We start from the raw sequence: 14,598 nt of genomic DNA on the forward strand, positions 1-14,598 counted from the left end.
CATCGGGGTTAAATTCGGCAATTGATGAAATAGTTTGACCGTCATTTTCGTAGAATGTTGTTTTAACTAATTTTTCGTTTTCGTATTCGTCAATGTAATAAATTTGGTCACTATTGTATCGATAGCTTATTATTTTGATTTTTTGGCCATTGTTATATTCAGTGATTTCTTTAATAGTTTGACCGTCTTCTTTATAAAGCGTTGTTTTATTTATTTTTTCGTTTTTGTCGCGTTCTTCAATAAAACTAATAGTTTTTTCATCGTCTTGGTAGTATGTTGTTTTGACTATTTTTTTGTCTTCGTTGTATTCATTGTTTACAAAAAATTTAACAATTTCGCCATCTTCTTGGTAGAATGTTGTTTTGATTTTTTGATCGTTATTAGGATTGTATTCACTAATGTAATCAATATTTTGGCCGTTAGGTTGGTAAACTGTTTGTTTGATTAAATTTCCGTTTTTATTAAAATCATAAATTTCTTTGATAGTTTGGCCATCTGGTTGGTATTCTATGACTTTAGTTATTTTTTTGTTTTCGTTATATTCTTTAATTTCTTGAATAGTTTGACCGTCGGAATTATAAAGTATTTTTTTAATTAATTTTTTGTTTTCATTGTATTCATTAATTTGTATAGATTCAATAGTTTGGTCATCGTTGTATACCGTTTTTTTAGTTTTTTGACCTTGTTCGTTATAGTCAATAATATACCAAATAGTTTTATTATTAAAATTATAAATTATTTTTTTAATTAATTTTTCATTATCGTTGTATTCTTCGATAATTTTGTTCCCATATTTGCCAGCGTATGTTTTTATGTTTGTTTGAGGTATTTCAATTATTTGTTTTAGTGTTCCATCAAGGTTGTATTCTACGATGTTTTTAATAGTTTTGTCGGGGTTATAATCTACAATTTTTTTAATGGTTCCATTGGAGTAATATTTTGTTTTTTTAACTAATTTTTCATTTTCATCAAATTCACTAATTCCTTTAATAGTTTGGTCATCAAGGTGATATTTTATTGTTTTAGTTTTTTGGTTGTTGACAGGGTTATATTCGTCAATGCAATCGAGTGTTCCGTCGGAGTTGTAATTTGTTTTTTTAATTAATTGTTCGTTTTCGTTGTAGTCAGTAATTTCTTTGATAGTTTTACCATCAAACCAATATTCAGTTTTTTTGATTAATTTTTTATCTTCATTGTATTCGTTAATACAATCAATTTTGTTATCTGAATAATAGTTTATTTCTTTAATTAATTTTCCGTTTTTATTATATTCACAAATATTTTTAATTGTTCCGTCATACCAATATTTTGTTTTAATTACATCTTCATTTTCATTAAATTCTTTAATTCCTTTAATAGTTTCACCATCAAAACGATAATTTGTTTTTTTAATTAATTTTTCATTTTCATTATAGTAACAAATAGACTTAATAGTTTTACCGTTGGTTCGGTAGTTTGTCTTTTTAACTAATTTTTCGTTATTGTTGTATTCGTTGATAAACCTAATAGTTTGGCCATCGTCATTGTAGTTTGTGCTTTTAACTATTTTTTCAGTTTCGTTATAGTCACTAATAAACTGAATAGTTTGACCGTCGGGACGATAGGTTGTTCGTTTAATTAATTTTTCGTTTTCGTTATAGTCGTTGATGTAGTCAACGGTTGTTCCGTCGGGGTTGTAGTGTGTGATGTAGCTAACAGTTCTATCGGGGTTGAAGTGTATTGTTTTAGTTTTTTTGCCGTCGGTAGGGTTGTATTCGTCGATTATCCAAATAGTTTGACCGTCGTCTTGGTACCATGTTGTTTTGATTTTTTGGCCGTTGGGGTTGTATTCGTTAATTTGTTTGATAGTTTGGCCATTAAATTTATAAATAGTTCCATCAGGATTATATTCTATAATGTTTTTGATAGTTCCATCAGGATTATATTCTGTTGTTTTAGTTTTTTTGTTATCAGAATTGTATTCTGTTTCTTTAATTAAATTTCTATTTTTGCCAAATTCAAAAATGGAATTGATAGTTTGGTTTGGATTATAGTTTGTTGTTTTAATTAATTCTTCATTTTCATTGAATTCTTCAATTGCTAAAATAGTTTTACCATTGGGTAGGAAACCTGTTTGTTTAATTAATTTTCGGTTTTCATTGTAGTCATTGATTTGAATATAATCAATAGTTTGGTCATCATCTTTGTAATATGTTACTTTAATTTCTTGATTGTATTCATTGTATTCACTGATTGACATAATTTTACCGTTAGAACAATAATGTATTTTTTTAATTTGTTGACCGTTATTGTTGTATTCTATTTTTTTATTTAAATTTCTATATCCATCGTATTCTTCAATTAATAAAATAGTTTTACTGTCAGGATAGTAGAAATATTTTGTTATTTTGATTATTTGATTATTATTATTAGGGTTATATTCTATGACGGTTTGAATAATTCCATTAGAATTATAGTAAGTTTTTTTAATCAGTCTTGTATATTTACCATATTCATCGATGTAATTAATGTTCCCATCAGGGTGATATAATGTTATTTTGATTTTGTCTCCATCTTTGTTGTATTCTGCAATTTCTTTGACAGTTCCATCAAGGTAGTAATATGTTGTTATGTTTTTGTTATATTCTTCAATAAATTCAATAATTTGACTGTTGGGTTGATATACTGTTTTTTTGATTCTTTCACCAATTTTGTTGTATTCTTCAATTCCCCATTTGCCGTCGGAACTATAAAATGTTTCTTTAATTTTTTGGTCATTATCAGGGTTATATTCATTAATAGTTTCAATTTTATTATCTTTGTTACCTCGGTAAATTGTTTCTTTAACTAATTTTTCGTTTTCGTTGTATTCTTTGATATATCGAATTATTCCTTTGGACCAATATTCAGTTTTTTTGATTATTTTTTCGTTTTTGTTGTATTCGTTGATGTAGTCAATATTTTGGCTGTCGGGGTTGTAGTTTGTTACTTTTATTTTTTGGCCATTAAGGTTATATTCGTTAATAAAATCAATTTTATTATTCAATTGATAGTTTATTTTTTTAACTAATTGACTATTTTCATTGTATTCGTTAATACAATTAATATCACCATTAGATTGATATTTTATTTCTTTAATTAATTTTTCATTATTGTTGTAATTATCAATTTGTTTAATTTTACCATTAGGGTAATAATGTGTTACTTCGTTTTTTTGACCATATTCATTACAGTTTGTTTTTTTGTTTAAATTTCCATCTTCGTTGAATTCGTTAATAGATGAAATAGTTTGGCCGTTGGGGTTGTATTCTGTTATTTTAATTATTTGATTATTTTTGTTATATTCGTTAATTTTCCAAATAGTTTTGTTGTTGTCTTGGTAGAATGTTGTTTTAGTTTTTTGGCCGTTTTCGTTGTATTCATCAATTTGTGTAATAATTTTGTTATTAAATTTATAAATAGTTCCATCAGGGTTGTATTCTATGATGTTTTTAATAGTTTTGTCGGGGTTGAATTCGGTAATACAATTAATAGTTTGGCCGTTAGGGCAGTAGATTGTATTTTTAAATGTTTTTTCGTTTTCGTTGTATTCGTTGATTGCTTGAACAGTTTGACCATCGAATTGATATAATGTTTTTTTGATTAATTGGTGGTTTTTGTTATATTTTTCAATTGACGAAATAGTTTGGTTGTTTTCTCGATATTCTGTTATTTTCATTGTTTGGTCATTTTCATCGAATTCGATGATAAATTGAATAGTTTTACCGTTGGGATAGTAACATATTTTTTTAGTTTGTTGGCCGTTGGTGTATTCGTCAATAAAACTAATAGTTTTGCCATCGGGGTTGTATAATATAAATTTAGTTTTTTGATAATTTCCGTTGTATTCAGTAATTGACCAAATAATTTTGCCGTCGGGACGGTAAATTGTTTCTTTAACTAATTTTTGGTTTTCGTTGTATTCACTGATTTTTTTAATAGTTTTGTCGTATCGATACCATGTTGTTTTAATTAAATTTTCATTTTCGTTGTAATTGTCAATAGTATAAATAGTTTTACCATCAGAATAATAATCTATTGTTTTAGTTTTTTTGTTATTGTCAGGATTATATTCATTAGTTTTCATATCTTCAATCTTTCCACTGTCATAATATTTAAACAATGTTTGTTTAACTAATTGTTTGTTTTCGTTGTATTCTTCGATGTGTTCAATTTTATAATCTTCGTCTTCATAAAATGGTCTTTTTTTTGCGTTTTTAGCGCGAACTATAATTTTTCTACCTCTTAGTTGAAATCCGTATTTTATATATTTTGTTAAAGATTTGTTATCAGGAAGGGGAATTTCTTGTATAATTACTTTGTGGTTTTGATCAAATTTTTGAGTTCCTTTAATAGTTTGACCATCAGGGTTGTAAAATGTTTGACTAGTTAATATTTCGTCTTTGTCATAGTTGTTAATTTGTGTAATATTTTTATCATCAGGACGACAAAATTTTGCTGTAATTAATTTTCCATCTTTGTCGTATTCTTTAATTTGTGTACCAATTTTATTATTATCTTGGTAGAATGTTGTTTTAATGTCTTGGCCGTAAGGATTGTATTCATTAATGTATTCAATAGTTCCATCAGTATTAAATAATGTTATTTTAGCTTTTCGGCCGTTAGAATAATATCTTCCAATTTGTTTAACAGTTTGACCATCATCTTGATATAATGTTTTTTTAATTAATTTTTCATTTTCATCATATTCGTTGATTTGTGTAAGAATTTCATTATGAAATTGGTGATTTTCTTCTTCAAATTGGTGTCCATCAGAGGTAACACAAATAGCACGTTTGATGGTTATACCTTCATCTTGGTAGTATCTTTCTTCAATTATTTTGCCAGTTTCGGTATAGTTAGTAATTTGTACGATAAGTTTGTTATCTTGATGGTGAGTTCTTTTAGTTACTTGGCCGCGTTTGTTACGTTCATCAATATTCCAATTTGTTATACTATTAGGAAAAAATTCTAAATTTTCTTTAATAATTTTGTTATAAGGATAATCAAATATTTTAAATTTATTGTCTTCAAATTTGAATAAATAGATATTTTTTGCGCCGTTGGCGTATTTGAATAAGGTATCGATTTCGTTACAGTTGTCGAAAAGACGTTTTCCACCATCAAAATACACAACTTCAATTTTGTTGTTGTTGTAATCAAAATATCCATTTGCATTAAACGGAAAAATAATTCCTCCATTAGGAGTGAAATTACAACAACCTAATTTAACATATCTATCAATTTTAATATCTTCAGTTAAATATTTTTTAAGCGCTGTTTCTTTGGTAGTATCAACATCATATTCTAAATTAATTATATTAATATCGACATTAGGATCAATTTTGGCTTTGCTAATATCACAAAAAACATAAGCTGCTTCAATGGCAATTTTATGAGTTAATAAATCATCAAGAGTGTATTTGTAATGTTCACAAGGATATGTTGTTTTAAATGGATTAGGTCGAGGTTTAAAATAAATGTCTAACCAACCATTTTTAGGATCATGTAATTTCCAATATATATTATTATTTTCACTAGAATTATAACTTGGATTAGATGAAGAAATTGTGACATCATTAATATCTAATATTTTATTCATAAATTCTGGAATACTATCACGTGATTCAATGTTAAAAAAATGTATATCTATTTCTGGTTGGTTATTAATCCATTTGTCTTTTAATTCTTGGACTGAATATAATTTAATAGTGTGTGTCTTTTTTTGATAAAAGAAATTTGTTATTTTAGCATAAATGTAACAATAAGTGAAAAATAAAAATATAATTAATAAAAAATAATAAAAAAATTTTAAATAACGTTTTGTCATGTAATGACCTCCTTTCTTGGAATTTGGTTTTTAAGGTTGTTACATTTATTGTTTTTGGTTTGTTTTTTTAATTTCCTTTGCGTTTTTTTTTGTTTTTGTTGCTGGGGTTGGGAAATTGTTATGGCGCAACTGGGTTTTTGAAAAACCCTGGTTGCGTAAATGGGGTTTGTTTTTTTTGGTTTGCCTTGCATTTTGTGTTTTTGTGTTGTTGTTTTGTATTGAAAGTTGAAATAGCTGTTTTTTTGAAAAAAAACAGCTATTTGGAGTTTGGGTTGTGTGATAAATAAAAAAAAGACTTTCAATGTTGAAAATCTTTTTTTTATTTAGATGGATTTTTTAAAGTTTTTTTTAATCCATTTGGGGTTTGTGACGTCTTTGGATGAAATGGTTGTATTTTGGAATCTTGGTTCTTGTTTGACGTCCCAAAAAATGTATGCTTCTGAAATAGAAATTTCATTTTTTAATAAATCATCGAGAGTATATTTGTAATCACCGTAATGATATTCAGGGTAGAACGGATTTTTTCTTGGTTTAAAATAGACACCTAATAAATTTTTTGGTGGGTCTTTTAAATACCAATTTAAATATTGACTGTTGCCGAGGTTGTATCTAGGGGAATCATAAAAATTATGCATCGTAATACCGTCAATCTTAAAATATTCGATTATTTTAGGAATGTCTTTGTCTGCTGTGGCGTAAAGATCATATCTTATTAATTTTGGTTGTGACAATACCCATTTATCTTTTAATTGTTGTGTTGAATATAATTTAACGGAATGAGTTGTTTGTTGGTGAAATGAATTTTGTAATTTGGCGTAAATGAAGTAAAATGGATGGATTAATAATATAATTATCACAAAAATAAAAATAATTTTAATTGATAAATGGCGTATTAACACATAAATAAGGTTCCTTTCTTAGGATGAGGTTTTAAGGTCTAATGTTTGTAGTAATTCTTATTGTGGTGGATTAATATTCTCGTTTGGTAAATACACCAACTTTTTGAATTAATTCACGACTACGGCGGTTCGCACTGTAGGTGATATCTCTCCATAAATTAATTGCTCGTTGAGATCTTATCGTTGGATTAACGTCCCAAAAGATATATGCTTCTGAAATAGAAATTTCATGTTTTAAAAGGTCATCTAAAGTGTGTTTGTAATGAGCAACTGGATATTTTTGGTTAAAAGGATTATCACGATATTTAAAATAAACAGTAATTAATCCTGATGGTGGGTCTTTAAACCAATAAGTGCCTAATGATTGACTGTCGTAACAATTATATCCAGGTTTATTGGAATCAAATGAACTACTAAAATCACAATTACTGTTATTATCTTTTAATATTTTAATAATGTCGTTTTTATTATAAATATTAAAATCATATCGTTTTAATGGTTGTTGTGTCGATACCCATTTATCTTTTAATTGTTGTGTTGAATATGTTTTAATTGAATAAGTTGTTTGTTGGTGAAACGAATTTTGTAATTTAGCGTTAATGAAGTGAAATGGATTAATTAATAATATAATTGTTACAAGAATTAAAATAATTGTTGTTGATAAATGGTGTATTGACACATAGTTGGGACTCCTTTCTTGGGATAGGGTTTTGTTTTTTATATACCTTTGCGTGTTTTTGTTTTTTTTGTTTGTGGGTTTTGTGTATGTCTTTGTGTTTTGTTGTTATTGCTTGTCGTTTTATATATATACCTTTAAGTGGTTTTTTTGTTATTGTGGTTAAAATAAAAAAAGACTCACTTTAAGTGAGTCTTTTTGATGTTATTTTGTTCTTTTTTTTGTTCCGTCGGGGTTGTATTCTCTAATTTTTTTAATGGTTCCGTCGGGATTATACTTTGTAGTTTTGATTTTTTGATCGTTATTAGGATTATATTCTGTAACGGTTTTAGTTCCACGTGGTACAAAAATCCCATCGGTATTGTATTTTGTTTCTTTAATTATTTTTTCATTTTCGTTGTATTCTGTGATTGTTTTAATAGTATTGGTTGGGTATAATCCATAACAATCATACCATGTATTTTTTTTCATTTTTCCGTTGGGATAATATTCTGTAATTAACAAAATAGTGTTCTCAGTACTGCTATATGATATGCTTTTAATTATTTGATTATTATTGGGGTTATATTCGTTGATTATAGAAATATTTTTGCCATTGGAATCATATGTTATTTTTTTAATTAGTTGACCATCAAGGTTATATTCATTAATATATTGAATAGTTTGTCCATCAGTATCAAAAAATATTTCTTGTTTTTGTTTTTTGTTTTTATCTTGTTTTTGTATTATATTTTGTGATGGTTCTTGTTGTTGTTTTTTATTTTCATTTGGTTTTAATAGTTCATTTTGTGATGATTCTATTTGTTGATTATTAGTTTCATCTTGTTTTGATAGTTCATTGTGTGATGATTCTATTTGTTGATTGTTAGTTTTGTCTTGTTTCAACGGTTTATTTTGTGATGGTTCTATTCGTTGATTGTTAGTTTCATCTTGTTTAGGTGATTCGTTTTGTGATGATTTTATTTGTTGATTTTTATTTTCAATTTGTTTTTGTGTTGTGTTTTGTGATGATTCTATTGTTGGTTTCTTTTTTTTAGTCAAAATAAAATAAGTAAAACCAATTAAAATAAAAAAACAAAAGAATATAATAATAATCTTTTGTTTTGTTTTTTTTGGATTGTTATTCATAATTGTTTTCCTTTTTTTTAAGTTGTCGTTTTAGAACCATTTATCAAACGGTTACTTAATGCGTTATAGTCAACTTTAGCTTTTTCAACAAGTTCTTTATTACGTTTATTAATATTTGGGTTTTGAATTTTTAATTTATCATTTAATTCTATTAATTGATTTCGTATAACTTTTTCTTTTAAAATATCTAAATCTATGTCATTAATTTTTTCTTGAGAAACAGGTGATTTATCTTTATTTTTTGCTAATTCTACTTTTAAATCAGTTACAGTTTGGTTAAAACTTTTTGTTTCTTCAAGTAATTCATGTTGGTCTTTTATTTGATCTTGATAATTTGTTTTTTCATTTGTTTTATTTGCAATGTTAGTTTCTATTTTATTGCATTCGTTTTTAATTTTTGTAAATTCTTTTCTATCATTTTCAAGTTCAGTATCAAATGTTTTTTGAAGTTCTTCAACACTTTCAGGACTAAGTGGTATTATATTACCGTTAGAATCATATAATAGATTAAGAAAAGTGTGATATCGATTTAATATTTCAGTTTTTTTGGCATCAACTTCTTTTCTTCGGTTAGTATTTTCTAATTCTTGTTTGGCGTCAGCTGCTTTTTGTTGGTCGAATGCGTAATTTGCTTTTTCGTTTTTTAATCTGTTTTCTTCAATTGCTTGAGCTCTATTAATATCTGTTTGTGTAACTTCCCTATATGCTTGAATAATAAATCCTCCAACTGTAACATTATCAATTAACTTACCTATAAGATTTTTACCTTGATTAAATGCTTTGTTAGAATCGAATGCAGTATCGTTTTTAACAGTCATTGTATCTTTTCGTTGTAGATATTTTCCTTTTGCTTCAAAAAGTGAAAGTTTTAAAATTGTATAAAATGCTTCTTTATCTTTTAAATCTTTTTTAGCTACATCATGAATAATTAATTGTTCTTTAAGTTTAGTTACTTGTTTTTGATTTTCTTCTAATATACGAGCTTTTATTTCTTTATCATTTGTAAGGTTTTCCATTTTTGTTTCATAATTTTTATTAATTGTTTCTAATTTCGTAATATATCCATTAATAGTGGTAATTTGTTCGGTTGTTTCTTTTAATTCACCTATTTTTTTGTTTTTTTCCTCGTATAATTCTCCTAAATTATCATTAATAGTTTTTATTTCAGTAGCTATATAAGAAATTATTGTTGCTTTGTCTTTTTTCAAAAGTTCTTGTTTTTTATCTTTTGGTAAAGTTATAATTTTTTCAAGTTCTTCGATTTGTTCGATGATAGAATCAACATCTCGTTTAAGAAATGTCTTTTCTTTTTCTGCTACAGTGATTAAACCGTTAATTTCATTTATTAAATTATTAATTCTTGTTACTTGAGATGGCGTTTTTGCTAATTCAGCTGTTTGGTTAGTAATATTGTCTTTAATTTCTTCAAGTTTATCTATTAATGTATTATATTGTGTTTTGTATGTTTTACATATTTCATCTATTTGTTTTCTTGCATCCGTAATTAAATCATTAACAGTTTTTGGTTTGTTTGTTTTATTAGTTGATTTATCAGGACTGGTTGTTGATTCATCAATTTTTGGTTCATCAATTACTGGTTTGTCAGTTGGTTTTTCTTCAGATTTGACTTTTTCGCCAGCTGTTGAGCCTTTGTTGTTGTCGTCACTACCTTCGTCTTTTGGTGGTGTTTCGCCTTTTGGTTTGTCTTTTGGTTTATTGTCTTCGTTACCTTCAGTTTTTGCCTGGTTTTTAGCTTCTTTTTTTTGTTTACGTTCGTCCCACCAATTTTTTGTTGCATCTATTGGTTTTGCGGCAGCGTTTTTTGCTTGTGTTGCGCCAGTTTGTGCGACGGTTTTTGCTTGTGTTGCGACGGTTTTTGCTTGGTTGGCTAATTTTGGTTTACGACCGTAACAATAGTACCAAGTACCGATAGATAATACAAAGATTGCGATAAATAATATAGTTAAAAATATAAAGTTTAATGGTTTTTTTGTTCGTTGTGAGTTTTTATAATAAACGAATAAAATAAATAAAAACGAACTCAATCCTAGTATAAACCAAAATGTAAATGTTCGCATGAATAACATGCATGAAATTGTAGTTATCATATAAATTCTCCTTTTCTTTTAATTTTTTTTAATTTTTTGATTTGTATGATTTTTGTTATAATTTTGATTATTTTTTTTAATTTCCTCTGCGTTAGTTTTTTGTTTTTGTGTGCTGGGGTTGGGTGTGAATTGGAACAGCTGATTTTTGAAAAAATCAGCTGTTTGAATGGGGTTTGTTTTTTTTATTTTCGAAAATAAAAAACCACTATAAAAGTGGTTTAGTTTTTAAAATTATTTAGTTTGTGGTGTTGAGTCGTCTTGTGATTTTATTGTTCCGTCGGGGTTGAATTCTTTGATGTCTTCAACAAATCCATCAGAGTCAAATTTCGTAATACTTCCAATAATTCCATCGGAATTATATAATATTATTTTAATTGGTTGATTATTAAAACCATATTCGTAAACGGAATTAATAATTTGACTATTAGGCCAATAACTTATTTGTTTAATTAATTTTTCGTTTTCGTCGAATTCTTCAACACATCCAATAGTTTTGCCGTTGGTGTCATAGTGTATTTTTTTAATTAATTTATTGTTTTCATTGTATTCGTTAATAAAATGAATAGTTTGATTGTCAGAATAATAATCGTATTTTGTTGTTTTGATTATATTTTTGTTTTCATTATATTCGTTAATAGAATCAATTTTGTTATTTTTGTAAAATGTTTTTTTGATTAATTTTTGGTTTTCATTATAGTCTTTAATATAATTAATAGTTATTTTATCATTGTTATAGCATGTTTTTTTAACTAATTTTCCATTTTGGTCATGTTCTTTCATTTGATTGATAGTTTTATCGGTGTGATATTTTGTTACTGGAGTTTTTGTTGTTTCAGTTGATTGTGTGTTAGTTGCTGCTTGTGGGTTAGTTCCTGATTGTGTGTTAGTTGCTGCTTGTGTGCTAGCTGCTGGTTGTGTGTTAGCTGCTGGTTGTGGGTTAGTTCCTGATTGTGTGTTAGTTGTTGCTTGTGTGCTAGCTGCTGGTTGTGTGTTAGCTGCTGGTTGTGATGAATCTTGTTTGTTTGCGTCATCTTGTGATTTTGGTTTGTTTGTGTCGTCTTGTGATTTTGGCTTGTTTGCGTCATCTTGTGATTTTGGCTTGTTTGCGTCATCTTGTGATTTTGGCTTGTTTGTGTCATCTTGTTGTTCTTTTCTAAAATCGTCAATAAAGTCTAACAATTTAATATTCTTGTCTACTCTTAAACGGTATGCAGTCTTGATGTCGTCGATGTTAATTTGTGTTCGCGGCGGTGTTGTCTTGTTGCTTTCTAAAACAAGGGTACTAACAGCTTCGTCTAATATACCAGTTAACATACGGTTTGCTCGTTTGTAAGGTGGTAATTCGTCTAATGCTCTATTAACAACATTTAATAAGTAATCTTTGGCGTCGTCACTGTATGGGTTTTGACGTTTTTTGATTAAGAATTCTAACATCTTTTTACGATCTTCAAAATTGCCTGGTTTGATTTCGATCATGTAACTAAATCTTGATCTGATGGCTTCGTCAATTTTGTCAACGTGGTTAGTTGCACCCATTAAGAAAACTGGTTTTTTAGGATCGTTTTCATAACTTGTCATTTGAGCTTTGAATTCGTTAATGATATTCACGGTGTCGGCATGCGCTTTAGATTGATCACCAGTTAAATCTTTAAAAATCTCTTCACATTCATCAATGAAAATGATGGCTCCGCCTGATTTTTGTGCTTCTTTTCTTGCAGTAGCAAATAAATCACGAACCATTTGTGGGGCTTCACCAAGATATCCTTTTGAAAATTGAGATGCTGTTATGTTAAAAAACGGCAATTTTACTTCTTTTGCTAAAGCTTGGGCGAAAGTAGTTTTACCAGTACCAGCTACTCCGTGTAATAGAATACCAGTTGGAACGCTAACTTCTCCAATATTTGGAATTTTTTCAACGTTATTTATAAAATTTAAAAAACGATCTGCGGCTTCGCGTTCTTCTTTGAACCCGATTAATTTTTCAAATGATGGCATTTTTGTTAAGTCAGTTTTTGGGAAATCTTCGTTATTTGATTGCGTTGGAGTTTGACTTATTGATGGGTTTTGAATGTTTTTTAATTCAACGGTAGATAAACGTTTTTTTAAACTTGTAATTTCTTCATCTTGATTATCTTGCGTTTGATTAAGTAAATTAATTTCTGTTTTGTGTGTTTTTTGTGTTTGAATAAGTGAATTAATTTCTTTATTGTTAGTTGGTTGTGGTTTTATAGTTTTTAAGTTGTTAACGTCTTCTTCTATAGTATCTAATTTATCAGCTAATTCTCCAATTATTTTTTCGATTGATGGTGTTGATGTTTGTACTGGTGTTTGTGTTTCAGTTGTTGGTGTTTGTATTGGTACTTGTGGTGGTTGATTTGTAGTTGACGTTTTATTTGATTGTGATATACAATACCAAATACCTAATATTAATATTGTTAATATAAAACCAACGATAAATGTAATTTTAATTTGTTTTAAAAATGATGTTTTTGGTTTTGTTGTTTCAATTTTTGTTGTTTGTTTTTTAATTGGCATGATTTTGCTCCTTTTCTTTTTATTTTTTTATTTTTTTTAAAATAGTGTAATTTTTTTTATTTTCCTTTACGTTAGCTTTTTGTGTGTGTTGCTGGGGTTGGGATTGGAATTGGCGTAGTTGGTTTTTTCAAAAAACCAACTACGTGAATGGGGTGTTTTTTTATTTTTTTTATTTTCGAAAATAAAAAACCACTATAAAAGTGGTTTAGTTTTTAAAATTATTTTTTAGAGTTTTGGGATATTGAGTCGTCTTGTGATTTTGATTTGTTTAAGTCATCTTGTGTTGGTTCAACTTTTGGTTCAACATTTGTTTCGGCTTTTACAGCTTCAGTTTTTGTTTCAACGTTTGAAGTTCCATCATTTGTTTTGGCTTTTACAACTTCATTTTTTGTATCAACGTTTGAAGTTCCATCATTTGTTTTGGTTTTTACAACTTCATTTTTTGTATCAACGTTTGGTTCAACTTTTGGTTCAGTTACTATTGGTGGTGTAATTTCAACTTTTGGTTCAGTTACTACTGGTGGTGTTAATTCAACTTTCGGTTCAGTTACTACTGGTGGTGTTAATTCAACTTTCGATGAAGGTTTGTTTAAGTCTTTGTCTTCAATTATTTTGTCAAGTTTTTTGTTTATTTCATCAAATTTTCCTTGATTTATTTCGCGACATTCGGCAACATTATTTTTAATTTCATTTAAATTATTATTTGCTGATTGAATTTTGTTTAATTTTTGGTTTGATGTATTATTTGTTAATTGAATTTCGTTTAATTTTTGTTTTAATTCGTTATTTATTGATTGAATTTCGTTTAATTTTTGATTTGGTTTGTTATTTTCTTCAATTATTTTATCAAGTTTTTTAATTAATTTGTTAAATTTTTCTCGATTTATTTTATGACATTCGTCAATATTTTTTTCAATTTCATTTAATTTTTCATTTGATTCTTTATTTGCTGATTGAATTTTGCCTCTTGTGCTATAATAAAAATAAAACGTAACGATTAAAAAGACCATAATAGCGTGAATTAATACAACAACCAGACCTTTTAATGAAAATCTACTTTTGTTTTCGATAATTTTTTTGTTTTCCATAAGTTTATTCCTTTCTTTCTTTTAATTTTTGGTTTAATTCCTTATTGGTTAATTGAATTTCGTTTAATTTTTTGTTTAATTCTTTATTTTCCGATTGGATTTTGTCAATATTTCTTATAATTTCATTTAATTTTTCACGCGAATCTTCATGTGTTGATCGAATTAGGTCTTTTATACTATCTAATAAATGAATACAACATAAAAGTAATAACGTAATAGAAGAAAATATTAATGCATCAATTTCCATAAATTTGATTCCTTTCTTTATTTATGTATAATTTTTTAATGCCTTGGCGTTTTTTGTTCTCACTAAGGT

9 protein-coding genes are annotated in these 14,598 nt (G+C 27.2%); all 9 read right to left on the reverse strand.

The window, feature by feature from the left end; translation table 11 throughout:
- The coding region (locus KTO59_RS02495; RefSeq protein ID WP_284928454.1) for a DUF2963 domain-containing protein at nucleotides 1-5,848 on the reverse strand (5,848 nt) is incomplete at its 3' end.
- A complete protein-coding gene (locus KTO59_RS02500) occupies nucleotides 5,845-6,150 on the reverse strand; it encodes a hypothetical protein (RefSeq protein ID WP_284928455.1) in 306 nt (101 codons plus the stop codon). The genes KTO59_RS02500 and KTO59_RS02495, both read right to left, overlap by 4 nt.
- A 21-nt stretch (nucleotides 6,151-6,171) precedes the next feature.
- The gene (locus KTO59_RS02505; protein WP_284928456.1) at nucleotides 6,172-6,747 is read right to left on the reverse strand and encodes a hypothetical protein; all 576 of its coding nucleotides are present in this window, start codon (nucleotides 6,745-6,747) and stop codon (nucleotides 6,172-6,174) included.
- A 70-nt stretch (nucleotides 6,748-6,817) separates the two neighbouring features.
- Nucleotides 6,818-7,426, reverse strand: coding sequence for a hypothetical protein (locus tag KTO59_RS02510; protein WP_284928457.1), 609 nt, complete (start codon nucleotides 7,424-7,426; stop codon nucleotides 6,818-6,820).
- Nucleotides 7,427-7,627: 201 nt separating this feature from the next.
- Nucleotides 7,628-8,551: a DUF2963 domain-containing protein gene (locus tag KTO59_RS02515; RefSeq protein WP_284928458.1), complete on the reverse strand. Its 924-nt coding sequence runs from the start codon at nucleotides 8,549-8,551 to the stop codon at nucleotides 7,628-7,630.
- Nucleotides 8,552-8,568: 17 nt separating this feature from the next.
- Nucleotides 8,569-10,659 carry a hypothetical protein gene (locus KTO59_RS02520; RefSeq protein ID WP_284928459.1) on the reverse strand — a complete coding sequence of 697 codons (2,091 nt, stop codon included), beginning with the start codon at nucleotides 10,657-10,659 and terminating at the stop codon, nucleotides 8,569-8,571.
- Nucleotides 10,660-10,890: 231 nt separating this feature from the next.
- Complete coding sequence (locus tag KTO59_RS02525) at nucleotides 10,891-13,194, reverse strand: AAA family ATPase (protein WP_284928460.1); 2,304 nt, start codon at nucleotides 13,192-13,194, stop codon at nucleotides 10,891-10,893.
- A 218-nt stretch (nucleotides 13,195-13,412) separates the two neighbouring features.
- Nucleotides 13,413-14,282, reverse strand: a complete 870-nt coding sequence (locus KTO59_RS02530) for a hypothetical protein (protein WP_284928461.1) — start codon at nucleotides 14,280-14,282, stop codon at nucleotides 13,413-13,415.
- Between the two features lie 4 nt (nucleotides 14,283-14,286).
- On the reverse strand, nucleotides 14,287-14,529 hold the full coding sequence (locus KTO59_RS02535; RefSeq protein ID WP_284928462.1) for a hypothetical protein: 243 nt from the start codon (nucleotides 14,527-14,529) through the stop codon (nucleotides 14,287-14,289).
- Between the last annotated feature and the right edge of the window lie 69 nt (nucleotides 14,530-14,598).

Origin of the sequence: Candidatus Phytoplasma sp. AldY-WA1 (assembly GCF_020312115.2) — a bacterium.
Taxonomy (GTDB): Bacteria; Bacillota_I; Bacilli_A; order Acholeplasmatales; family Acholeplasmataceae; genus Phytoplasma; species Phytoplasma vitis.